The organism is Puniceibacterium sp. IMCC21224 (genome assembly GCF_001038505.1).
Lineage (GTDB): Bacteria > Pseudomonadota > Alphaproteobacteria > Rhodobacterales > Rhodobacteraceae > Puniceibacterium.
Genome location: NZ_LDPY01000001.1, coordinates 4,051,612 through 4,073,513 on the forward strand (window position 1 = coordinate 4,051,612; position 21,902 = coordinate 4,073,513).

Here is a 21,902-nt window from a genome sequence, read left to right on the forward strand (position 1 = left end):
GCCGGCTTCCTAGAACGACTCGGGCACAAACAACTGCGGCGTCAGAAAGTGCTGCCCGGCGCTCGCCGCCCTGCCCTCGCGCGCGGCGGTGATCATCAACTCCACCAGATCGCGGCACAACTCTTCGAGCGGCGTCGCGATCACCATGGTCACGTAACGCTCGCTCAGGGCCTTGCGGCTGTCGGCGGTCAGTTCGTTTACGACCAGCGCCACCTTGCCGGGCGGGCGCACCTCGCGCAGCGCCGCAATCGCGCCTTCCATGCCGCCACCCGCCACATAGATGCCGCGCAGGTCGGGGTGGCGATTCAAAAGCTCAAGCGTCGCCTCATAGGTCACCTGCCGGGTTTCCAGGTTCACCACCGCATCCAGCATCCGGAACTCCGGCGCAAATTCGCGGATGTAACTTTGAAACCCGGTCTCGCGCAGCAGATGCCCGTGCCAGCGGTTGCCGCCGACAAAAACAGCAAGCTTGCCCGGATCGCGGACCTGCGTGACAATCATCCACGCCGCGATGCGCCCGACCTTGACGTTGTTCAGGCCCAGATAGTTCTGTCGCACACCCTGGGCAAAGTCGTTCAGCAGCGCAAAAACCGGAGTCCCCGCCTCGCTCAGGTCCGAAACGATGTCAGACAGGGTGGGATGGTTGATCGCCGATGTCGCGATCACATCGCTATTGCGGGCAACCTCGCGGATTTCGCGTGCAAAATCGTCGGGGGCCTGTGACGGGGCAAAGCGCAGCACAACGCGGCCCCGGATATCCGTACGCTGCGCCACGGCGCGTTGCAGCGCGCGGGCAAAATTCTGATAGAACTCCTGCGCGCCCTTGTGCAGCACAAAGCCAAAGCGCACCAGCGGCCGGTCCGCCTCGGTCTGCCGCGCCGCCAGCACGCGGGTCGGATAACCGATGCGTTCGGCGGCCTCCAGCACCCGCTGAAGCGTTTCGCGCCGCACATTGGGACGGCCGTTCAGAACCCGGTCGACCGTGGCGACACCGACGCCCGCCGCCGTTGCCAGATCCTTGAGGGTGAGTCGTTCCGCCATGCCGCGCCCTGATGTTATTTCATCAACAAGAGCCGCCATTTTTGATGTATTCTGATGTGATTTCAAGCCGGAACATCGGCGAATCCCGACAACACTGATACAGCCGTCGCAAGCCATTGCAGCCAACGGGAGACGAACATGACCCAGCGCGACTATTCCTTGCTCGGACCGGATGCCGAGCGCGCCGTGGAAACCGGTCTGGCCGCTGCCGACTGGTATCACACGGAAATTCCCCGCAAGGAAATCAAGTCGCTGATGAAGCGCGACGACTGGCCAGCGATCGGCGATACCATTCTCTTGTTCTGGCTGATGATCGTTTTTGCCGCCGAGGGAATCGCGCTCTGGCCGTCCCTGTGGGCGGTACCGTTCTGGCTGGCGTACGGCGTCCTCTACGGTTCGGCCATGGACAGCCGCTGGCACGAATGCGGTCACGGCACGCCGTTCCGTACCGGAAAATACAACGACTGGCTTTATCAGATCGCCTCGTTCTGTATGGTCCGCAATCCGGTCTCGTGGCGGTGGAGCCATGCGCGACACCACACCGACACGGTCATCGTCGGGCGCGATCCCGAAATCGTTGCCATGCGCCCGCCCGCGCTATTTCGCATCTTCATCAATCTCTTTGGCGTTATTGATGCGGTCCAGGGCTGGACGCGGATGCTGCTGAACGCCTCGGGCAAGCTCGACCCCGAGGAAGCCACCTATATCCCTGAATCCGAACACCCCAAGGTCATCCGCGTGGCCCGAATCTGGGTGGCGATCTATGCCGTCACCCTGACGCTTGCCGTGGCGATGCAGTCGATCCTGCCGCTGATGGTGATCGGTCTGCCCCGGCTGTACGGTGCCTGGCACCACGTGATGACCGGCGTGCTGCAACACGCCGGTCTGGCCGAAAACGTGATCGACCACCGGCTCAACAGCCGCACCGTTTACATGAACCCGCTCAGCCGCTTCATCTACTGGAACATGAACTACCACGTCGAACATCACATGTTCCCGATGGTGCCCTATCACCGCCTGCCCGAGCTGCACGCGATGATCGGACACGATCTGCCCGCCGCCAGCCCGTCGATCTGGGCTGCCTACCGCGAGGTGTTGCCGGTCCTGCGCCGCCAGTTGGCCTACCATGACGATTTTCTGATTCGGACCCTGCCCGACACCGCGCGTCCCTACCGCGCCGACCTGCACAAGGGCGCCCTTGGCCACAGCAGCGCCGACGCATCTGCATCAAACGCCGTTCCGGCAGAATAAGGAGAGATAGACCATGGCAAACTGGATCGACGCCTGCGCCGCAGACGATATCGAGGAAGAGGACGTGATCCGTTTCGATCACGAGGGGCGCACCTTTGCCATCTACCGCTCGCCCGATGACAGCTATTTCTGCACCGACGGGTTGTGCAGCCACGAACAGGTGCATCTGGCGGACGGGCTGGTGATGGATCACACCATCGAATGCCCGAAGCACAACGGCCAGTTCGATTACCGCTCGGGCGAGGCGCTGCGCGCGCCGGTCTGCGTGAACCTTGCCACCTACCCGGTGAAGATCGAAGGCGACCGCGTCCTGATCGAGATCTAGACGCCGCACCATGCCGCAAACACTGCCGCCCCGCGCCAGCATCTTCTGGCTCGGGGCGGTTTTTTGTGACGTGCGTGCCGTCCGTGGCGTTCAGACACCCATCCCGGACAGGATGGCGACCCCAGAAATCGGGAGCCGCCGCGACGGCAAATCACCCCATCCGTTCAGAGGCAAAGGAGCCGGGCGAAGGCGGAAACACCACCGTCTTGTTGCCGTTGATGCAGACCCGGCGATGGATATGCGCATGGATCGCGCGCGACAGCACCTGCGCCTCGACATCGCGCCCAAGCGAGATGTAGTCGTCAGCGGATTGCGCATGGGTCACCCGGATGGTGTCCTGCTCGATGATCGGGCCCTCGTCCAGATCCGCCGTCACATAGTGCGAGGTTGCACCAATCAGTTTCACCCCCCTCTCGAACGCCTGCTGGTAGGGCTTGGCCCCCTTGAATGACGGCAGAAAGGAATGGTGGATGTTGATGATCCGCCCCGACATCTTGCGGCACATCTCATCCGACAGGATCTGCATGTAGCGCGCCAGAACGATCAACTCGGCGCCGGTTTCCTCGACCACCTGCAGGATCCGTGCCTCGGCCTCGGGTTTGTTGGCCTTTGTCACCTTGATGCAGTGAAACGGGATGTCGTGGTTCACCACCAGTTTCTGATAGTCCATGTGGTTGCTGATCACCGCAACAATGTCGATCTGCAGGGCCCCGATACGCCAACGGTAGAGCAGGTCGTTCAGGCAATGCCCAAAGCGCGAGACCATGATCACCACCTTTGGCCGCTCTGCCTCGTCTAGGAATTCCGCCTCCATGTCAAAGGCCGCGGCGGTGGCCTGAAATCCGTCCGTCAGATCACTCAGGCTGCGGCCCTCTTCGGATTGGAAACTCACGCGCATAAAGAAATTGCCGGTGTTGGCATCGTCAAATTGAGCGCTGTCGGTGATGTTGCAGCCGTTTTCGGCCAGATATCTGGAAATCGCGGCAACGATGCCGCGCCGAGAGATGCACCGGACGCGCAGGGCGAAACTGGTCATTTTTGTCTCCGTTTCCCGCGCCGCAGGGTCAGCGGGCGCGGGCTGTTGCTATGGCTGATGCCCTGTCGAATGGTCCGGCGCTCAGCATGTTATGAGTCTTTTGGCTCGGGTCCGGCGCGGGCCGGTCAAAGGGAAACCGAACGCCCACTCTGCGCACTCTCGCGTGCAGCATCAAGGATGGCGAGCGTGCGGATGCCGTCTTCGGCAGTCACGGGCGGCGGTGTTGCGGTCCGCACCGCGGCTTCAAAGGCTTCGTAATAATCGTGATAGCGGCCCTGCTCTGACGGGATGCGCTGCGCACCCGCTGCTGAGAAAAGCGTGCCCCAACTGGCTTTGGGCTCAAATCCCCAGCCGGTCAGGTCCCGGGCCGGGCGCCGACCCGCCATGACCGATGCGGCCTGCACATCCGTGCCGTGGCTGACAAACGCCCCCTTGTCACCATAGGCGCGCAATTCGCGCAGAGTGACATGGTTGAGCTTGCTGGCCGAGATATGGCCATGCGCGCCGTTTTCGAACCGCAGGGTTATGACAAAGCCCGCATCGGTCCGCCCCTCGGGCAGATCCACAAAATCAAGCTGGGCATCGACCGTGCTGACCGGCCCCAAAAGCCAGGTCATCTGATCCACCAGATGGCTGCCAAGGTCGCGCAACAGCCCACCTGTCGGCCCGGCCTCCAGAGTAGATGCTTCGTCATAATCCATCCGGTTGTGGATGCGCCAGATCTGTCCCAGCCGGTCGTCGCGGATAACCTTGGCCAAAGTCTGAAGATCAGCATCATAGCGCCGGTTCTGAAACACACCCAGCGTCACACCCTTTGCCCGCGCGGCATCCGCCAGATTGCGCGCACCAGCGGCGTCCGGCGCAAAGGGTTTGTCGGCGACAATGTGCAAGCCGGCGGCAATGGCTTCCAGCACCAGATCGCGCCGCGTTTCAGGCGGGGTGGTGATGGTGACGGCGTCACAGACCCGGGCCGCGATCATCTCGGTCAGGCTGGAAAAAACCGGCACGCCGGGCCAGTCCTGCCTGACGGCCGCCACCGTTTTGGGTGCGCGCGCGACGATCCCCGCAAGCGTGCATTGGCGCGCCGCGTCAATGAAAGGCGTGTGAAAATACCGCCCGCCCGCCCCGTATCCGACGACACCGATCCGCATGGCCCTTATCCTTTTGCTGCTTCAAGAAAGGCATCAAATTCGGCGTCCTTGATGGACACGGTATGACCGGCCTCGGGATAGCCGCCGGTTTCGACATCCGCCCTGAAGTCCTTGAACGCCGCGATGCGTTCATTTTGCAGGCGTTCCAGTTCGGGGGCTAGATTGCGATAAACCTTGCCGTGGCGCGGCTTGTGGTTCTTGCCATAGCCGCAGACATCCTCGGTAAAGAGGTACTGCGCATCGGCGTATTTGCCGGCACCCATCCCCAGCATGACAAGCGGGGAATTTTCGCTGAGGTACTTCGCCACGCGGTCCGGCACGACTTCCAGTTCGGCGGCAAACACCCCGATGGAGTGCATCTTTTGCGCATGACGCCACAGCGCCAGCGCCTCGTCCGACGTCTTGCCCACAGCCCGCCAGCCGGTCCAGGTGATATAGGACGGGATCAGCCCGATATGGCCGACAACCGGGATGTGATTATCACAAAGCGCCTTTTGAATGTCGTAAGAGGCGGCGCAGTAGAACGCATCGCCACCCAGCGCGGAATAGTGGAACGCCGCGCGCAGATAATCCTCGGCGGTGGCCAGCGGCCGGCCCTCGAATCTGCCCGATCCGCCGTAGGGCAGACCCACCTGCACAAAGCAGTCCCCGGCGGCGGCGCGCATCGCGGCATCGAAATAGCGCGCCTCGATCGACAGCATGTGGATGCCCGCCGCATGGGCGGCGGCGGCTTCGTCGGGGGTCGAGACGAACAGCATCGAGATCTTTTCGCCCTTCTTCTTCATCGCGCGAATGTCTTCGACGTGCGGACGCTTGTGGTACATGCCCATGATCTTTTCCAAAGGTTAAGTCACGCCTTCAACAGGCGTTTGAGGGGGGTTGACGCATCCGCCAGACTGCCGGGGTCAACCGGAGTGGCGCGCTCGATCAGCTTTTCAAAAATCTTGATGTCTTTCGCGATCGCATTGCCGGGTCCGACCCCCGCCGCGGCGGAAACGCCCCCTGATAGGTCGCACTGGAACACGATATGAGTATCGTCAGAGGTGTCGCGTCTGTGGATGGGTGCGGACAGGTCGAACAGACCCGCGACCTGAAGCGTCAGGTCAAACTGATCCGACCAGAACCATGGGGCTTTTGCAAAGTCATCCCCTGCTCCCAGCATGGCCGCCGCCGCATGGGCGCCCTGATCCTGCGCGGCCTTCCAGCTTTCCAGCCGGACCCGGTTGCCGCGCCAGTCAAAGTTGCAGCAATCCCCCGCAGCATAGATATCAGGGGCCGAGGTGCGGAACGCGGGATCGACGACAACGCCGTTGTCACAGTGCAGACCCGCGGCTTGGGCGAGTTCGACATTCGGAACCGCCCCGACCCCGGCAATCACGATATCGAATGCCAGTGCGGTGCCGTCCGTAAGGGTGATCGTCATTGCGCAGGCCCGCAAGACACCTGTGCCGGTACGGATCCGCACGCCTTCGCGTTCGTGGCGCGCGTGAACAACAGCGGCAATTTCGGGCGGCACGGCGCGCCCAAGAATGCGCGGCGCCGCCTCGATGACGCTGACCTCGGCCCCGGCCCGGCGCGCCGTGGCCGCCAGTTCCAGACCGATGAATCCGCCGCCGACGATCCCGATCCGGGCCCCCGCCGTGAACTGCGACAGGATACGCCGCGCATCGCTATCGGTCCTCAGCGTCGCGCAGCCCTCCATACCGGGGAACAGGCGCGGCCGCGCCCCGGTCGCGATCAGCAGCCGGTCATAGGCAAGCGACGTGCCATCCTCGAACCCAACCTTCTTGCCCTCTACGTCAATGCCGACCACCTGCGCCCCCAGCTTCAGGTCAATATCAGCCGCTGCATACGCCTCCTTGGCCCGGATTTCCCGCGCCGCGCCGGTCAGATCCTTGGACAGCGGCGGGCGCTCATAGGGCAAAGCCTGCTCCGCGCCGATTAGGGTGACCGATCCATCATACCCCAGCTCGCGCAGAGTGAACGCCGCGCGAACGCCGCATTCCCCTGCCCCAATGATGACACTGCCCGCCATCTCAGAGCTGAACCATCACGCGGCCAGCCTCGACCCGTGTGGGATAGGTGTGCAGGTTTTCGCACGCCGGGGGGGTTTCGACCTCACCATTGGTGAAATCGAAGATCGAGGCATGTTTTGGGCACTCGATTGTGTTTTCCACCACCAGACCGTCAGCCAGATGCACATTCTCGTGGGTACACAGCCCGTCGGTGCAGAAATACGCATCCGCATCATTGCGATAGATCGCAAAGGTCCGGCCTCCGTGATCGAAGCGGATCACGTCTTCTGCGTCGATGTCATCGCTGGCACAGGCGTCGATCCATTCGGCCATGTCACGTTCCTTTCAAATATCCTGTGGTGAGTAGTCGGCGGGGGCTGCGGGCATGACGCCCTGCAGCAGCGCCAAGGATTTTTCCAGCCCTTCGAGACTGTTGAGCAGCACATCCTCATGCTCGATGCTGAGCCAGCCGTCGTATCCGGCCATTTTCAGCCGGTAACAGAACTGCCGCCACCATTCCTCGCCGTGGCCGAACCCCAGCGTGATGTATGACCAGCTGCGCGCCGGAATATCCATCAGCGAGCCGGTCTCGAGCAGCGATGTCACCGCCTGCACTGGCGGGTTCAGCATCGTGTCCTTGGCATGAACATGATAGATCGCCGGACCCAGAGCTTCGGCCGCGGCCAGCGGGTCGGCCCCCATCCAGAACAGGTGTGACGGGTCGAGATTGGCGCCGATCACCTGCCCGACCGCGTCGCGCAGTTTCAGCAGCGAGGGCACGTTGTAGACGCATTGATTGCCGTGCAGTTCCAGCGCGATCCGTTCGACGCCATGCTCCTGCGCGAGGGCGGTGATGTCAGTCCAGAACGGCAGCAGCTTTTGCTCCCATTGGTAGCGCAGCATCGCCTGCGTCTCTGGCGGCCAGCTTGAGACCACCCAGTTGGGCATCGTATCGCCCACTGCCCCGGCGGGCAGGCCCGACATGGTGCAGACCGTCCTGACCCCCATTTCGCCCGCAACGCGAATGGTGTTCTTCAACCCCTCGCCCTGCGCCGGATCGGTGGGGTGCAAGGGGTTGCCGTTGGCATTGAGGCTGATAATCTCAAGCCCGCGATCCGCAAAGGCGGCCAAGTAAGCCTTTTGCGCCGTCGCATTGCCCAGCATTGCCGCCAGATCGAAATGCGGAGCGGTGGACCAGCCACAGGTGTTGACTTCGACGCCGCTGACCCCCATGCGCTGCGCATGGTCGAGCATGCCGTGCAGGCCCAGCCCGCCAAGGCTGTCGGACACGAACCCCAGCTTCATGCGTAAAACTCCGGTTTCGCGATCATCTCGACCGGGCACTTGCGGCCCACGTTCAGTGCCTTAACGCCTGCCTCGGCCACTATGGCGGCGCAGTATCCGTCCCAGCAGTCTGCGCCGATCTCGGGGAACTGCCCGGTGCGCACAAATTGCACAAAGGCGCGGTTCTGCCGCCGGTAGGCTTCGGCATAGCGTCCGCGCCAGTCGGGCTCGTAGGCGGTTGCGCTGGTCAGGGCGGCATCCTGCCGGGTATAGGCGACAGGGTTCATGGCGATACTGCCCTGTTCGCCCACCAGTTCGGCACGGACGTCATAGCCATAGGCGGCGTTGTTGTTGATCTCGATGGTCACAAGCTGCCCGTCGGTAGTTTCAAGCGTCATCACGACAGGTGCGACACGCGCATCCGAACGCCGGGGCTGGGCGGCCGAGATTGTGGCGTATTCGCAGCCCAGAACGTGGCGCACCACGTCGAATTCATGCGGCGCGGAATTGGTGATCGCCATCGCGCCGGTGAAATCGGCAGCGGGCGTTTCCACATTGCGGTGAAAGTTGTGCATTATCAGCGCCCGACCCAGCGAGCCAGCCGCCAGCGCCTGCTTCATCTCGGCATAGGACTGATCATAGCGCCGCATGAATCCCAGCTGAACAAACCTTTCCCCCGCCGCCTGTTCGGCTGCCATCACCGCCAGACAGGCGTCAGAAGACTGCGACAGCGGCTTTTCGCAAAGCACCCTCTTGCCCGCGCGGATGCAGGCCAGGGACAGCGGTGCATGGGTGAAATCCGGGCTGGCCACGATCACCGCATCCACGTCATCGCGCGCGATCACCGCTTCGGGATCACTCGTGACGCCCTGCGCACCAAAGGCATCCGCCACGGATGTGACCCGAGTTGCATCCCTGTCGCAGATCACCTGAAGGCTCGCGCCGGGCAGGTCTTCGGCCACGATCCTTGCGTGATCCGCGCCCATGGCCCCTGCGCCGATGATGGCAATTCTGATGTTCATGTCCGAAACACTCGCTGAATAAAAAAGGAGGGCAGCTTACCAGGTGACGGCTGCCAGGGAAGGACTGTCCAGCACAAGTGGCTGCCCCCCAGAAACCGCCACCTAGGGAGAGGGAGGTGGCGGGTTGTCGGAATGGGCCTGCGCATAGCCTTCGATCTGCGCTTCGAGATCGGCCATGGTTTCGCCGCCGGCCATGAGGTCAGTGATTTCTTCGCGGCTGCGTTCACCCTTGCGGAAATCGGCGGCGATGGCGCCCCTGATCAGCACGGCAAAGTGGTCCCCCACCGCCATCGCGTGCATGACCTGATGGGTGATAAAGACCACTGCCAGCCCGCGCTTCTTGGCTTCGTTCACGATCCGCAGGACGTGGGCGGCCTGCTTGACCCCCAGTGCCGCAGTTGGTTCGTCCAGGATCAGCACACGGGCGCCGAAATGCACCGCGCGGGCAATGGCCAGCGACTGGCGCTCGCCGCCCGACAGCCCGCCAATCAGCCGGTCACCGTCATCGACGCGGGTGATGCCGAACTCCTGCACCGCCTTCACCGCGATCGCGTTGGCGGTCTTGCGGTCATAGACTTTGAACGGCCCCCAGCCTTTGGTCGGCTCGACCCCGACAAAAAAGCTGCGTCCGATGCTCATCAGCGGGAAGGTTCCGCCAAACTGATGCACCGTGGCGATGCCCATTTCCTGCGCGGCGCGGGGGCCGTCAAAGGTTACCTCTTCTCCATCCATCAGGATCGTGCCACGGGTCGGTTTGTGAACGCCCGCCAGCGTCTTGATCAGCGTCGATTTGCCGGCGCCGTTGTCGCCCAGCAGGCAAAGCACTTCGCCCTCCTTCACCTTGAGCGAGATTTGGTGCAGCACGTCGATCGGGCCAAAGGATTTGTCCACATCGCGCAGTTCCAGAACGGTCTTGGTCATGATGTGCCCCTCATTTCTTTTTTGGCGCATAGGACAGCGCCATGGTGCGGAAGGTGTTGTTCATCAGGACTGCGACCAGAAGCATTACGCCGATGATCAGGCTCGACCAGTTGCGATCAAAGCTGGTAAAATAGATGCCCTGATTGACCACCGCAAAGGTAATGGTGCCAAAGACGATGCCGACCACCGACCCGAAGCCGCCGGTCAGAACCACGCCGCCCACCACAACCGAGATGATCACGTTGAAGATATAGGACATCCCCGCCGACACCTGCGCCGAGTTGAACAGCAGCGCCTGGCACATGCCGACAAATGACGCGCTGGTGGCGGAGAGGATGAACAGGATGATGGTCAGCCGCGTCGTCGGAATGCCGGCGTTGCGCGCGCTTTCGCGGTCGCCGCCCATGGCGAAGATCCAGTTGCCGTATTTCGAGTAGTGGATGTAGAAAATATAGACCGCAGTCAGCAGCATCCACCACAGAATGATCACCTGATAGGTGCCGCCGATGAACTGCCCGAAGATCGCCTTGTAAAAGGCCGGGGCCTTGATGGCGACGCTGGTGGTGCCGGTGATCAGAACCGACAGGCCCAGCACCATGCCCGCGACCGCAAACAGCGTGCCAAGCGTGACGATCAGCGACGGCACTGCGGTGCGCACCACAAGCAGGCCGTTGATGGTGCCGACCACGACGCCAAAGCCAAGCACGGCAAGGATCGAAACCCACATCGGGAAATCGTAATGGCCGGACATGATGGCGACGATCATCGAACCGGCAGGAATCATCGACCCGATTGAGATATCAAGCTCCCCGGCGATCATCAGCAGGCCGACGGGGATCGCGATGATGCCGATGTTGGCCGCGACGTTCAGCCAGCTTGCGATGCCCGCAGGTTTCAGGAAATTGACGCCGCCGAAGATCAGAAAGAAAAGCACGACGGCGATCATTCCCAGAAAGGCCCCTGATTCCGGGCGGCGCAGGAGATTGCCAATTGACAAGGTGTTCATGAATTCCGTCCTCAGTTTGACGCTGTGGCCCCTGTGCCGGACCAATGTCCGCGGGACCGGGTGGTTTGACCCGTGACATCTGCCGCGGGCCGTTCCGGATTGCGGCTTAGCGGTAGCCTTGCTCGCCACCCTTCAGCGTGGCTTCGATGTTGGACGCGTCCACGATCCCCGGCCCCGTCAGCAGCGGGGAGGTCGCCATCGCAAGCCCGTAGTTCACATAGCCATCCGACAGGGTCACCGCGAGGAAGCCCTGCAACCAGGGCTGCTGGTCGATGGCAAACAGCTGCTCTCCGTCGCGAATGCGCTCAAGCCCTGAAACGTTCATGTCGAACGACCCCATCTGGACCGTTTCGGACTTTCCGGCCTGCTGCATGCCGATAAAGGCGCTGTCGGCGTCGCCGGACGAGATGGCAAAGACACCATCGATGGTTTCGTCGCCCAGCAGCGTCGCCTTGATCGCCTCGGCCACAGCCGTCGGATCGCCAAAGGCGCTCGAGGGCAGCGGCAACTGTTCCGCCTTGAGACCTGCTTCGGCCATGCCGTCGGCAATGCCCCGGCAGCGGTCTTCAAGGTTGCCGGCACCCGGCACCGTGTTGACGCAGATCACATGTTTGGCGCCATGTTCGGCAAAGTAACGCCCGCCCGCCAGACCTGCGGGGTATTCCTCGTTGCCGATGTAGTTGATCGCGCCCAACTCCTTGGCCTTGTCACCGCCGCCGGCATTGTACAGCATTACCGGGATACCGGCGGCCTTGGCCGACAGGATCGCCTCGTCCTCGGACCCCGGCACCCAGTTCGGCACGGCGATGATGTCCACCCCCTGGCTGATCGCGGTCCGCACAAGGTTCGCCGCGTCACCGCCGATGTTGTCATAAGTTTGAAGCTGCAGGTAGTTCACCGTGCCGCCGTGGGCCTCGACCACCAGCGTGGCATCGTCGATGCCCTTCTTGATCTTGGCAAAAAAAGCGTCGTCCGCCTTGCCGCCGATGATGGCGATGTCCGCCGCCGGGGCCGCTGTTGCACAAAGCGCGGCCACCGCGACGCCTGCCATAAGTCCCTTGAGATGTGTCATGTTCTCTCCTCCCATTTCCGTCCGTGGACGGGTTTGTGCCAATTCTGGCAGTCATCTCGCGGGGTGCGGATGCCTCGGCACCCCGATCTGGCTTGGCCGACTCTTTCCAGGGGATCTCCTCAGCCCCGCCTGAACAGTTTTTCCTCCGACGCGGGCCTATTCGGCCGGTGTGGCCCCTTTTCCGCTGTTGAGCTTGGCCTTTTTCCGGCGAAAGCGTTCCTGCATCGCCCGGTCGCCGTCTTTCGACCCGTCGTGCCAGGTGCCCATCCAGCGATCGAGGGGCATCATGCCGTCGGCATAGTTCACCTCGAAATACTTGTGGTGCAGGTAGTGGGCATAGGCATGGGTATCGAATGCGCCCTCGGCCCCGGTCTCGATCTTGTCAAAGCCGATGTGCCCGACCACGGCGCCTGTGCCTGCAATGTTCAGATGATAGATCGCCAGCAGCGGGTGGGACGGCAGGATCAGGTGCACGAGGCTGCCCGACCAGTAGAGCAGATGCTCGATCGGGTGCATCGACAGCGATGACCAGGGCGACGGGTTGACCGAATTGTGGTGCACCGAATGGATCCACTTGTAGAGCACCGGGATATGGATCAGCCGGTGAATGCAGTAAAAGTGGAATTCGTGCAGGATCGGCAGCACCAGGCCAAAGCAGACCAGCCAGACAGGATGTTCGGCAAAGGTTGCCCAGGGGCCCCAGCCATTGGCCCAGGCCCAAAGCAGCAAGACCTCGTAGGCGGTCCAGATCGGCAGGCCGGTCCCGAAGGTGCGGATGATGTTGTCGATGTTCTGGCTCTTGAACATGAACACGTCAGAGGGGTGCTCGGACGGGAACTTGCCGTTGTATTTGAAGTGGGTGCCCTGCTCGCGCTTCATGTAGAGCCGCAGCTCAAGCGAGCCGTAGAACAGCAGCACAATTGCCGAATTGCGTACCAGCAGATACAGCGCCCAGCCCCAGTTCAGGTTCACCAGCGTTTCGTGCGCTGGCGTCAGCAGAAACCAGAACACTGCGGCGACCGCAAAGAACAGCGCATTCCACGGCAGAAAATAGCTCGGCAGCCAGCGCAGGAACTTGAGAGGCCGCACCGGCCACACAAAGACCGGGGCGTTCTCGATGGCGTCATTCGGGCGCCAGTTGCCGCGCTTGTCCCGCGTGCCTGCTGTTGAATCGTCCATTGCACTCCTCCCCCAGACGGGTCTGGCCCCGCCTCTTTTCCGGTCCAGTCCCTTGCAATCCCGCCGGAAACGTCGGGCCCTGAAGTGGCCCGGTGTCAGTCCGGCGTGTTGACGGCACAATGGCCGCTGATGCCCCCCACCGCACCTCCGGAACTGATTGATTTACATCAGAGGCCGTGAAATGGTCTTTGGGAAAGGCCAGTCGAAGGGGCAGAACATGGCAGGACCGACCACGCCGCGCCCGAAACTCAAGGACGTCGCCCGCATTGCCGGCGTCGGCACCGCCACCGTGGACCGGGTGCTGAACGAACGTGGCAACGTCAGCGAAGAGGTCCGCCGCAAGGTGATCGAGACAGCCCGCGCCATCGGCCTGCGCCGTCAGTTGCCTCCCTCCTACAAGCCCCTGATCCGCATCAACCTGATCCTCGCCCGTCCGGAATTGCCGTTGCTTACGCGGATGGCAGTAGAGTTTCGCAACCTCGCAAAGTCCATTGACCGCCGTGTAAGCCTGCACATCACGACCCTGCCCGACGAGGCTGCGGAAACCGTAGCCGCCGCCCTGCGCGTCACGGACTGCGACGCCGTCGTCGTCTATGCGCCGAATCACATCGTAATCCGCGACGCCATCGACGATCTCCACGCGCGCGGCATTCCGGTGGTCTCAATCATCTCTGACCTGTCCGGGTCGAAACAACTGGCCTATGCCGGCACGAATCACCATGCCGCCGGTCGCACCACCGGCTTTTTCGTTGCGCAGATGAGTCCGCAGGCCGGGCCGGTGGTCGTTCTGTGCAGCCACTTGGGGTTTCAGCCACACGCAGAACGCATTGCGGGGTTTCGCGAATACCTTTTGGAGCACGCCCCGCATCTGACTATTGCGCGCATCGTCGAAGGGCTTGACGACCGCGTCCGCTCGCGCGCGCGTCTGGAGGCCGCGTTCCGCGAACTTCCGCAGGTTCTGGCAATATACAACGTCGGCGGCGCCAATCTTGGCGTGCGCGCCGCGATAGAGGCCAATATCCTTGCAAAGCGCCCCTTGTTCGTCGGCCACGAACTGACCGAACATACCACCCGAATGCTGCGCGAAGGTCTCATGACCCTGACCCTGGACCAGAATCCGCGCCTGCAGGCGCAATTCTCACTTGATGTCCTGATGGACCATTTCGGCTACCAAGGGCGTCCGGTCGCGCGCCCCTACACCTCTAACGTCCCCATCGTGCTTTATGGCCCGGAAAACATTCCCCCGACTGACTGATGGTTTCGCATCAGCGAAGAGCATGAGTCCCCCTGGTTCAGGCGCTAGACTGCGCAGCACGCGGCGAGCGCCAAAACCCATGGCGCGGGAACAGGGAGGCGCAGATGCAGGATTTCGCAACACGCAGAGCGGCGTGAGGTATCGCACATTTGGCCGGACGGGATGGCAGGTCTCGGAAATCGGGTTCGGCGGCTGGCAGATCGGCGGTGGCTGGGGTGCGGTGGATGACGATGCCTCGGTTCGCACGCTGCTGCATGCCTTTGAGCGGGGCATCAACTTTGTCGACACGGCCCAGCTTTATGGCGCCGGTCACTCCGAAACCGTGATCGGGCGAGCGCTGAAGCTTTGGCGCGGCAACAAGATCTACGTTGCCACCAAGGCCCAGCCGACGGTCTGGCCCGATCCCGACGACGACGCGCCCGCTTTTCGCGGTCGTTTCCCCGACTGGCACCTGCGCGAAAACGTCGAAAATTCGCTGCGCCGCCTTGGGGTCGAACGGCTGGATCTGTTCCAACTGCACAGCTGGGGGCCGTTCGGGCACCGCGAGCTCGACTGGCTGGAAACCCTGAACGACCTGCGCTGTGAGGGAAAGATCGACCAGATCGGCGTCTCGCTGCGCGACAACCGCCCAGACGAAGGCATGAACCTTGCCCGGCTTGGTCTGGTCGCGTCGCAACAGGTGATTTTCAACATTTTTGAGCAGCAGCCCCGCGATGCGCTGTTCCCCACCGCCCAGTCCAGCGGCACGGCAATCATCGCGCGGGTGCCGCTGGACAGCGGTTCTCTCGTCGGCCACTGGACGTCGGACAGCTATGCCGCCTGGGAAGACGGCTCGCAGCAGCATCAGATGTTCCGCGGCGCCCGCTTTGCCGAGACCCTGTCGCGCGTCGAGGCGATCAAGTCCGAGATCGGTGATGCCTTCCCGACCCTGGCCGAGGCCGCGATGCGCTATGTCCTGTCACACGATGCAGTGAGCCTGCTGATTCCGGGGATGAAAACACCGCAGGAGGTTGACATGAACGTCGCCTATTCCGACGGCGCGCGTTTGCCGGACGATCTGATCGCGCGGCTGGAACCACACGCATGGGTCAGGAACTTCTACCGATGACACGCCAGATAGAACGCCTTCGCCCACACCAGATCCGCGCCCAGCTTGCAGAACGTCCTGTCGTCTGGATGCCGCTCGGGACTATTGAGTGGCACTGCGAACATCTGCCCGTCGGGCTAGATGCACTCACCGCGCATGGCCTGTGCCTACGCGCAGCCGAGCGGGGTGGTGGGTTGGTGATGCCGCCGCTGTATTTCGGCACAGGCGGCGGTCACGGCGGCTATCCCTGGACCATCATGATGCAGGGTGCCTCCGAGATCGAGGCCATACTGACCCGGACCGCAGAACGGCTGGGTGCGATGGAGGTCGAGCGGCTGATCCTTGTCAGCGGCCATTTTGCCGATGAGCAGCTTGAGATGCTCGACCGGTTTTCTGAAACCTGGAACGCCGTCGGCACCGGGCCCCGCATCATCGCAACGGCGGTCAACCGCTGTCCCGGTGCCGACATGGCCCCGGATCACGCCGGCGCCTTCGAGACGCTTCTGATGCACGCCCTGGCGGCAGAATTGGTTGATCTGTCCCGCCTGCCCCGCCTCGATCAGGCACCTGACGCCTTTGACAGGCACGACCCGCAAAGCCCCGTCTGGGGCGTGATCGGCACCGATCCCCGCACCGTGGACCTGAGCGAGGGCGAAAGACTGATGGACCGCCTGACCGACTGGCTGACCCTTCAGGCGCTGTAGCCTTCGCGGGCATTGTCAGCGTGTCTTGTGCTGACACGATCCGCAACCGCGTCCCCCCTCCCCGGTCGCAGGCTTTGCCGCGCTCAATGAAATGTCAGCCCCAGGCGGCAATCGTGGCCGCCCGGTTTTGGCTGGCGTTTTGAAGCTGTCGGCCGAGGCGGAGAACAGCGTAGAGGCCCCCAGACGATGAAGACGCCGCTGAAAGGCTTGAGTGGCATTGCCAACTTAACGGCACTGACCTGTAACGGTCCCCAGGGGTGATTTTCTCAGGCGGGCATTTCGAGCGAATAACCGTGCTACAAGTCGAAGGCATCGGACCTTGCGTGGCGGCATGCGACGGTGGAGAGGCGGTAGCGGCGGGGTTTGAACATCGCGTTGATTTGATCGTGGGCCGCGAGGAACCTTTGCGTCTGTCGGATCGATTTGAACCGGCCCGTGACCTTCTCTCGTTTGCGGGTCGGCCGATGCGAACCCTCGATGCGGTTGTTGAGCCCTTTGTGTGCCCGATGATTTTCTTCAGGCGCAAGGGTCCGGATCGGTTTGATGTAACTGCTCAATTTGTCCGTCACGACGACACGCGGTTTGCCAAAGTGGGCGATCCGCCGCGTAAGGAAACGCTTGGCAGCTTTGGCGTTTCGGCGCGGCTGCACAAGGATATCCAGCAGGTCCCCGTTCGCATCCACTGCTTCACGCCGTTGATCGGAATGACGAATTCGTCTAGATGCCATTTGTCTGCAGCAGTGGGACGGTCACGCTTGATGCAATCGGCGAAATGCGGGCCAAATCGGTTCACCCACTTGCGCACGGTTTCCCGGCTGACGGTTACACCGCGTTCAGCCAGCAGATCCTCTACGTCCGCCGTACTGAGCGCGAAGCGATGATAAGCCCTTACAGCATAGGCCACGACTTCACGGGGGAAACGATAGCCCTTCAGACGCGGCATCTCAGCTGGTATCCTCATGACAAAACGCTAGTCGCGCTAAGGTGCGGTAGAAAGTTGGCAATGCCTTCGAAACTATGGGTCGAAAACAATGCTCTCACAGAGCCTTAGGGCCCAACAACATCGGCAGGTTACCCGAAGTCGACTTGTGGTGCTTCGCCCACAACCCCAGCATCCACCAGCTGCTCCCGATCGGGAAGGTCGCGAAGGCTCTCCAACCCGAACGCGACGAGAAACCGCTCGGTCGTCACGAAGGGGATTGCCAACTTCAAAACCCCCCTGAAGGCGCTGGAGGCGAAAGTCGCGGCAGAGGGCGGCATCCTGACCGAGGCACAGGTGCAGGCCCTTGAGAAGAAAAAGCACGATGACGAGGCTTGTGGTGAGATCGACACCGCTCACCCCGGCTATCTGGGGTCACAGGACACCTTTTATGTGGGCACGCTCAAGGGTGTGGGCCGGGTCTATCAGCAGACCTATGTCGATACCTGTTCCAAGGTCGCGCATGCCAAACTCTACACCACCAAAACGCCGATCACGGCGGCAGACCTGCTCAACGACCGGGTGCTGCCATTCCACGAGGAACACGACCTGCCGGTGCTGCGGATCATGACGGATCGGGGCACGGAATATTGCGGGCGCGTGGACAAGCACGACTTCCAGTTGTTCCTGGCAACCAATGATATTGATCACACCAAGACCAAGGTGAAATCGCCCCAGACGAACGGCCAACTGCGAGCGGTTCCACAAGACGATCCTGCAGGAGTTCTATCAGGCACCGTTCCGCAAAAAGCTATACGACAGCATCGCGGCGCTTCAGGCCGATCTGGATCAATGGCTGCATCCCTACAACCACGAGCGCACGCATCAAGGCAAAATGTGTTGCGGCAGAACGCCCATCGAAACTATGCTCGACGGGAAAGAAATCTGGCAGGAAAAGTTCGTGCACTGAACTTGGCCTGACAGACTCCGTCGAAAAAACGGCCAACTGTCATATCACATCTGAACCACTACGCTTTATGGGCCAGTCGTGCGTCAATGCAGATTATCGGGAGGCCCCGCTTCTCCAACTCGCGGGTCAGCCAAATCGATAGAATGCCACTCTCGTGGACAATACGTTCAGCATCTGGCGCGTGGATACTAAAAAAGCGGTAATCTGATCCGGATCAGACGGGACTTCACCGCGTGCGATAACGGCACCGTCCGCTTCAACAACACAGATCGAAACGGATTTGACGGATACATCGAGTCCTACATAAGATGACATGGTCGCTCTCCTCTACGGCTAAAGATTTGTGAGGCCAGTATACTTGTAAGCGTCGGTGACAAAGTCGGCCACGGTAGTGGCGGGATGAGCCTGCTGCGGGCGGTGTAAAAGTCGTCCACTTTTGCCCTTTCTGGTGACAGGGAGGGCGGGGGTATTTTCACCGTGGAACTTTACAGGAAAGTCCGTCTTGCTTGTCGAGACGGCAGGAGTGCGCGAGCGGCGGCACTACATTTCGGGATTTCGCGCGACAGCGCGAGGAAGATGTTGAGCTTCTCGGTGCCCCCGGGTGGGGTAATCCCCCCCGAAAGTAAGGGGCTGCGGAAGTAGAATTTTCTCGGCAAGATGAACGAGGAGATTCAGATGAAGACGACAAGATACAGGAACCCCAGATCCTTGCGATACTGCGCCAAGCTGAAGGCGGTGTGCCGGTGGCTGAGCTTTGCCGTGAACATGGGATGAGCTCAGCGTCCTTCTACAAATGGCGGGCAAAGTATGGCGGCATGGATGCGTCCATGGTCAGCCAGATGAAGGCCATGGAGGAAGAAAACCGTAGGCTGAAGCGGATGTATGCGGAACTGAGCATGCAAGCTGACTTGCTGAAGGAAGCCCTTGCAAAAAAGTGACCGGGCCATCTCAACGCCGCGAGATGGCCGAGAATGCAGTGGCGCGACGTGGGGCAAGCATCGCTCTGGCTTGCCGGACCTTCGGCGTCAGTGAGACCTGCTATCGTTATGGCCCAAAGCTGCGTGCCGAGAATGAAGAGATCGCCGATCTACTGACCGGGCTGACGGACGCCCGGAAGACCTGGGGGTTTGGGCTGTGTTTCCTGCACCTGCGCAACGTCAAAGGTCATCCGTGGAACCACAAACGCGTTTACCACATCTACTGCGAGTTGGAACTGAACCTGCGGATCAAACCCCGCAAGCGGTTGAAGCGGGACAAACCTGACGCGCTGGCGGTGCCTGATGCGCCAAATGTGACCTGGTCAATGGACTTCATGGCGGATCGGCTTGGCGATGGCCGGGCATTCCGGCTGCTGAACGTGCTGGATGACTTCAATCGCGAAGGCCTGGGCATCGAAGTGGATTTTTCCCTACCCGCTGAACGGGTCATTCGCAGTTTGGATAGGATCATCGAGTGGCGCGGCAAACCCGGGACGATAAGAGTAGATAACGGCCCAGAATACATCAGTGGCAAGCTGCTGATCTGGGCTGAGAAACGGGCATCACGCTCCAGCACATCCAACCCGGTCAGCCGCAGCAGAACGCCTACATCGAGCGTTACAACCGCACCGTCCGACATGAATGGCTGGACCAATACATCATCGAAACTATCGAGGAGGCCCAAGATCACGCCACACAATGGCTCTGGACTTACAACAACGACCGCCCGAACATGGCCATCGGCGGCATCACACCCGCCCAGAAACTGAAAATGGCCGCGTAAGTTCTACGAATGCACCACGTTAAAAATGGGGGGATTACCGGTCGGCGGAAGCATCCGCTTCAGCACAGCAGCCTTTCGCTCCGGTGAATATCCCACGTCATCGTCCTATCCCGCCCACCTGAAAAATAGAGGAAAAGTAGAGCCGCGGACAACTTCCCTGACACGGGGGGCTTGCAACATCAAAAACAAGCAGCATAATCAATCATGCAACCGAACCAGAGCCTCCAATGCTCAAGCCCCTCTGATGTCCCATTTTATATGACGACGGACATCAGAAGGCTGCGCCCAGATCAATGGTTTCTGACGCTAGGACTTGCCCGTCTATTTGTCGGATCTGACTACCGAAATTCACAATGGGATGTCGCGCAGCAGTTTCGAGATCTCCTTACGCGTTGTGTCGGATGAGATCTGCGGCAGACGTTCGCGAAGGGTCCGGCGAATCCTAAGTCCCTGCGGTTTCAACCGGCCCTCGAAGCATTGCGCGCGAAGGGTACAGATCGCGTGATCAAACACCGTTTCATCGTTTTCGAAGTTCAGGAGATCCGCGATATGCTCGATGGCTGCTTCGGACAGTGAAAGCTCTTCAAGCCTTGTCGCCCGGTCGGGCATGTCGTCGCCCGGCACGATGGGAGCCTTGTATGCAAGATAGCCTAGGGCGGTGAGCGCATTGATGCGGATTTCGGGTTCCGGATCATCCAACAGGTTCAGCAAGTTCGCTTCGACATCTGACCTGGGATCAGTCTTGTACAACTTTGCGGTAGCGGATCCGATGGCGATGTCGTCATCCAGGTAGCGGATCTCGTCGTACCAGTAACGGCGCTTCATTTCCTCGATCTCGGCTTCGTTGAACTGTACGTGGTCGCCGATTTTCAGTGAGGCGTCTCCGTGGTACACGAAAACCGACCATTTACAGGCGCGCCAGCCATGAGAACCCGGCTGCTGCACGGTGGTCCAGATCCGTGAGGCCGCGAAATCGTCGGTCAGAGCGACCGTGGCGAGATAGGCTTGGGCCGGGTCGGTGTACCAGCGCAAGGGTCTTGGCGTGTCCTCCAATGCAGGGGCGTAGAGATGCATCTCGGTCGCCTCCACCATCTCGGGCCAGGCAACCGAAGACGCGGCATATGCCTTTAATCCGTCTTGTTCCGCGCCCGCCCCGGACGCATAGACCACATCGTCGACGTCCTGGTGCGCGATCCAGGTGTGGCGACCGGTGCCGACCAGCACTTCGACGATGTCATCGGTTGCGACACGGCCTTCGGCCGCGGAAATCCCATGTGCCTCGGGGGTTTCGAGGATTGCCTCGATGTCGGCCCAGACCAGCGGTTGTATCGTATCTGTGACCACGGTTTCTAAAGCGTCTTTATCACTTTGGCGGACTTGTCGAAGACTTCGTATTTGGTGCCGTCGCTGGCCATCCCCTTCTCCTCAAAATTGTCCTTGGTTTCCTTCAGGTTTTTTTCGCCGGGCTGATAATGGCCACTGAAATTGTCTGCCCGCGCGATTTTCCCTTGGTCGTCCGTTTCGCATTCGCCCGCGCCGATGACAGGCTGCGCCTTTCCAAGCATCGAGTGTGGCAATGTCCGGGTCCCGCGACGCTGGTTCACATCATTCTTGGGCCGAGGCGAAAAGGTGAAGTTGCCCTCGGCATCCTTAGTGTAGACCAGCTCGGCGTTCTTCGGCAGCTTTTTCAGCGGCGTGTACCAAAAGTTTGTCGCATCTTCCGGGTAGGGAGCGTTGACCTTGAAGAGCGCGTGCGCCTGGGATCGACCGTTCAGCGTCGATTCCTCGTGGTTCCAGCCATTCTTTTCGTCGCGGACCAAGCTGTCTTCCTTGGGTTCGCGGTTGTCCTGTTCCGGATCGTAGGCAGCCGCGGCTTGTTTCTTCTGTTTCTTCTTCCCCATGG

At 61.2% G+C, this 21,902-nt stretch carries 20 protein-coding genes and 4 pseudogenes; 7 read left to right on the plus strand and 17 right to left on the minus strand.

Annotated features, from left to right (window positions below; translation table 11 throughout):
• Positions 1–9: 9 nt before the first annotated feature.
• The gene (locus tag IMCC21224_RS18960; RefSeq protein WP_047997275.1) at positions 10–1,041 is read right to left on the minus strand and encodes a LacI family DNA-binding transcriptional regulator; all 1,032 of its coding nucleotides are present in this window, start codon (positions 1,039–1,041) and stop codon (positions 10–12) included.
• Positions 1,042–1,179: 138 nt separating this feature from the next.
• Here IMCC21224_RS18960 and IMCC21224_RS18965 point away from each other — a divergent pair, with 138 nt between their 5' ends.
• Positions 1,180–2,292 (plus strand): fatty acid desaturase family protein, encoded by a 1,113-nt coding sequence (locus tag IMCC21224_RS18965; protein WP_047996681.1) that lies wholly within the window; start codon positions 1,180–1,182, stop codon positions 2,290–2,292.
• Between the two features lie 13 nt (positions 2,293–2,305).
• Positions 2,306–2,617, plus strand: a complete 312-nt coding sequence (locus IMCC21224_RS18970; protein ID WP_047996682.1) for a MocE family 2Fe-2S type ferredoxin — start codon at positions 2,306–2,308, stop codon at positions 2,615–2,617.
• A 151-nt stretch (positions 2,618–2,768) separates the two neighbouring features.
• On the opposite strand, the gene purU is transcribed toward IMCC21224_RS18970, so the two are convergent.
• The 11 genes from purU to IMCC21224_RS19025 all read right to left on the minus strand — a co-directional run bounded on the left by purU (position 2,769) and on the right by IMCC21224_RS19025 (position 13,303).
• A complete protein-coding gene (gene purU, locus IMCC21224_RS18975; RefSeq protein ID WP_047996683.1) occupies positions 2,769–3,653 on the minus strand; it encodes a formyltetrahydrofolate deformylase in 885 nt (294 codons plus the stop codon).
• Between the two features lie 125 nt (positions 3,654–3,778).
• Positions 3,779–4,804 (minus strand): Gfo/Idh/MocA family protein, encoded by a 1,026-nt coding sequence (locus IMCC21224_RS18980; RefSeq protein ID WP_047996684.1) that lies wholly within the window; start codon positions 4,802–4,804, stop codon positions 3,779–3,781.
• A gap of 5 nt (positions 4,805–4,809) precedes the next feature.
• Positions 4,810–5,628: a 3-methyl-2-oxobutanoate hydroxymethyltransferase gene (locus IMCC21224_RS18985; RefSeq protein ID WP_047996685.1), complete on the minus strand. Its 819-nt coding sequence runs from the start codon at positions 5,626–5,628 to the stop codon at positions 4,810–4,812.
• Between the two features lie 26 nt (positions 5,629–5,654).
• Positions 5,655–6,839 (minus strand): NAD(P)/FAD-dependent oxidoreductase, encoded by a 1,185-nt coding sequence (locus IMCC21224_RS18990; protein ID WP_047996686.1) that lies wholly within the window; start codon positions 6,837–6,839, stop codon positions 5,655–5,657.
• Between the two features lies 1 nt (position 6,840).
• Positions 6,841–7,152 (minus strand): MocE family 2Fe-2S type ferredoxin, encoded by a 312-nt coding sequence (locus IMCC21224_RS18995; RefSeq protein WP_047996687.1) that lies wholly within the window; start codon positions 7,150–7,152, stop codon positions 6,841–6,843.
• Positions 7,153–7,164: 12 nt separating this feature from the next.
• Complete coding sequence (locus tag IMCC21224_RS19000) at positions 7,165–8,124, minus strand: sugar phosphate isomerase/epimerase (RefSeq protein ID WP_047996688.1); 960 nt, start codon at positions 8,122–8,124, stop codon at positions 7,165–7,167.
• Complete coding sequence (locus IMCC21224_RS19005) at positions 8,121–9,125, minus strand: Gfo/Idh/MocA family oxidoreductase (RefSeq protein WP_047996689.1); 1,005 nt, start codon at positions 9,123–9,125, stop codon at positions 8,121–8,123. The genes IMCC21224_RS19000 and IMCC21224_RS19005 overlap by 4 nt, the downstream gene beginning before the upstream one ends.
• Positions 9,126–9,227: 102 nt before the next feature.
• Entirely contained in the window at positions 9,228–10,046 is an 819-nt protein-coding gene (locus tag IMCC21224_RS19010) for an ATP-binding cassette domain-containing protein (RefSeq protein ID WP_047996690.1), read from the minus strand.
• Between the two features lie 10 nt (positions 10,047–10,056).
• Positions 10,057–11,052, minus strand: coding sequence for an ABC transporter permease (locus IMCC21224_RS19015; RefSeq protein WP_047996691.1), 996 nt, complete (start codon positions 11,050–11,052; stop codon positions 10,057–10,059).
• Between the two features lie 106 nt (positions 11,053–11,158).
• Positions 11,159–12,124, minus strand: coding sequence for a substrate-binding domain-containing protein (locus IMCC21224_RS19020; protein ID WP_047996692.1), 966 nt, complete (start codon positions 12,122–12,124; stop codon positions 11,159–11,161).
• Between the two features lie 156 nt (positions 12,125–12,280).
• Positions 12,281–13,303: a sterol desaturase family protein gene (locus IMCC21224_RS19025; protein ID WP_047996693.1), complete on the minus strand. Its 1,023-nt coding sequence runs from the start codon at positions 13,301–13,303 to the stop codon at positions 12,281–12,283.
• 217 nt (positions 13,304–13,520) lie between these two features.
• Here IMCC21224_RS19025 and IMCC21224_RS19030 point away from each other — a divergent pair, with 217 nt between their 5' ends.
• From IMCC21224_RS19030 to IMCC21224_RS19040, 3 genes are all read left to right on the plus strand, one after another.
• Positions 13,521–14,558, plus strand: coding sequence for a LacI family DNA-binding transcriptional regulator (locus IMCC21224_RS19030; protein ID WP_197089227.1), 1,038 nt, complete (start codon positions 13,521–13,523; stop codon positions 14,556–14,558).
• 133 nt (positions 14,559–14,691) lie between these two features.
• Positions 14,692–15,666 (plus strand): aldo/keto reductase, encoded by a 975-nt coding sequence (locus tag IMCC21224_RS19035; protein ID WP_047997276.1) that lies wholly within the window; start codon positions 14,692–14,694, stop codon positions 15,664–15,666.
• Positions 15,663–16,349, plus strand: a complete 687-nt coding sequence (locus IMCC21224_RS19040; RefSeq protein WP_053079043.1) for a creatininase family protein — start codon at positions 15,663–15,665, stop codon at positions 16,347–16,349. Before IMCC21224_RS19035 ends, IMCC21224_RS19040 begins: the two co-directional genes overlap by 4 nt.
• A 296-nt stretch (positions 16,350–16,645) precedes the next feature.
• Here IMCC21224_RS19040 and IMCC21224_RS19045 read toward each other — a convergent pair.
• A pseudogene (locus IMCC21224_RS19045) lies at positions 16,646–17,310 on the minus strand (IS6 family transposase).
• Positions 17,311–17,420: 110 nt separating this feature from the next.
• Positions 17,421–17,543: pseudogene (locus IMCC21224_RS28585) on the minus strand (SMC-Scp complex subunit ScpB); the annotation flags it as partial.
• 4 nt (positions 17,544–17,547) lie between these two features.
• Between IMCC21224_RS28585 and IMCC21224_RS19050 the strand changes: the two are divergent.
• A pseudogene (locus tag IMCC21224_RS19050) lies at positions 17,548–18,238 on the plus strand (integrase core domain-containing protein); the annotation flags it as partial.
• Between the two features lie 126 nt (positions 18,239–18,364).
• Here IMCC21224_RS19050 and IMCC21224_RS27270 read toward each other — a convergent pair.
• Positions 18,365–18,553 (minus strand): hypothetical protein, encoded by a 189-nt coding sequence (locus IMCC21224_RS27270; protein WP_197089228.1) that lies wholly within the window; start codon positions 18,551–18,553, stop codon positions 18,365–18,367.
• A 360-nt stretch (positions 18,554–18,913) separates the two neighbouring features.
• Here IMCC21224_RS27270 and IMCC21224_RS19060 point away from each other — a divergent pair.
• Positions 18,914–19,999, plus strand: a pseudogene (locus IMCC21224_RS19060) (IS3 family transposase).
• 348 nt (positions 20,000–20,347) lie between these two features.
• Here the strand turns inward: IMCC21224_RS19060 and IMCC21224_RS19065 are convergent.
• Positions 20,348–21,343: a hypothetical protein gene (locus IMCC21224_RS19065; protein WP_047996696.1), complete on the minus strand. Its 996-nt coding sequence runs from the start codon at positions 21,341–21,343 to the stop codon at positions 20,348–20,350.
• A 5-nt stretch (positions 21,344–21,348) separates the two neighbouring features.
• Positions 21,349–21,900 (minus strand): hypothetical protein, encoded by a 552-nt coding sequence (locus IMCC21224_RS19070; protein WP_047996697.1) that lies wholly within the window; start codon positions 21,898–21,900, stop codon positions 21,349–21,351.
• Between the last annotated feature and the right edge of the window lie 2 nt (positions 21,901–21,902).

Coding starts and splice junctions, on each gene's coding strand:
- IMCC21224_RS18960 (WP_047997275.1), bottom strand. CDS start 1,041: ATGGCGGAACGACTCACCCTCAAGGATCTGGCAACGGCGGCGGGCGTC.
- IMCC21224_RS18965 (WP_047996681.1), top strand. CDS start 1,180: ATGACCCAGCGCGACTATTCCTTGCTCGGACCGGATGCCGAGCGCGCC.
- IMCC21224_RS18970 (WP_047996682.1), top strand. CDS start 2,306: ATGGCAAACTGGATCGACGCCTGCGCCGCAGACGATATCGAGGAAGAG.
- purU (WP_047996683.1), bottom strand. CDS start 3,653: ATGACCAGTTTCGCCCTGCGCGTCCGGTGCATCTCTCGGCGCGGCATC.
- IMCC21224_RS18980 (WP_047996684.1), bottom strand. CDS start 4,804: ATGCGGATCGGTGTCGTCGGATACGGGGCGGGCGGGCGGTATTTTCAC.
- IMCC21224_RS18985 (WP_047996685.1), bottom strand. CDS start 5,628: ATGTACCACAAGCGTCCGCACGTCGAAGACATTCGCGCGATGAAGAAG.
- IMCC21224_RS18990 (WP_047996686.1), bottom strand. CDS start 6,839: ATGGCGGGCAGTGTCATCATTGGGGCAGGGGAATGCGGCGTTCGCGCG.
- IMCC21224_RS18995 (WP_047996687.1), bottom strand. CDS start 7,152: ATGGCCGAATGGATCGACGCCTGTGCCAGCGATGACATCGACGCAGAA.
- IMCC21224_RS19000 (WP_047996688.1), bottom strand. CDS start 8,124: ATGAAGCTGGGGTTCGTGTCCGACAGCCTTGGCGGGCTGGGCCTGCAC.
- IMCC21224_RS19005 (WP_047996689.1), bottom strand. CDS start 9,125: ATGAACATCAGAATTGCCATCATCGGCGCAGGGGCCATGGGCGCGGAT.
- IMCC21224_RS19010 (WP_047996690.1), bottom strand. CDS start 10,046: ATGACCAAGACCGTTCTGGAACTGCGCGATGTGGACAAATCCTTTGGC.
- IMCC21224_RS19015 (WP_047996691.1), bottom strand. CDS start 11,052: ATGAACACCTTGTCAATTGGCAATCTCCTGCGCCGCCCGGAATCAGGG.
- IMCC21224_RS19020 (WP_047996692.1), bottom strand. CDS start 12,124: ATGACACATCTCAAGGGACTTATGGCAGGCGTCGCGGTGGCCGCGCTT.
- IMCC21224_RS19025 (WP_047996693.1), bottom strand. CDS start 13,303: ATGGACGATTCAACAGCAGGCACGCGGGACAAGCGCGGCAACTGGCGC.
- IMCC21224_RS19030 (WP_197089227.1), top strand. CDS start 13,521: ATGGCAGGACCGACCACGCCGCGCCCGAAACTCAAGGACGTCGCCCGC.
- IMCC21224_RS19040 (WP_053079043.1), top strand. CDS start 15,663: ATGACACGCCAGATAGAACGCCTTCGCCCACACCAGATCCGCGCCCAG.
- IMCC21224_RS27270 (WP_197089228.1), bottom strand. CDS start 18,553: ATGTCATCTTATGTAGGACTCGATGTATCCGTCAAATCCGTTTCGATC.
- IMCC21224_RS19070 (WP_047996697.1), bottom strand. CDS start 21,900: ATGGGGAAGAAGAAACAGAAGAAACAAGCCGCGGCTGCCTACGATCCG.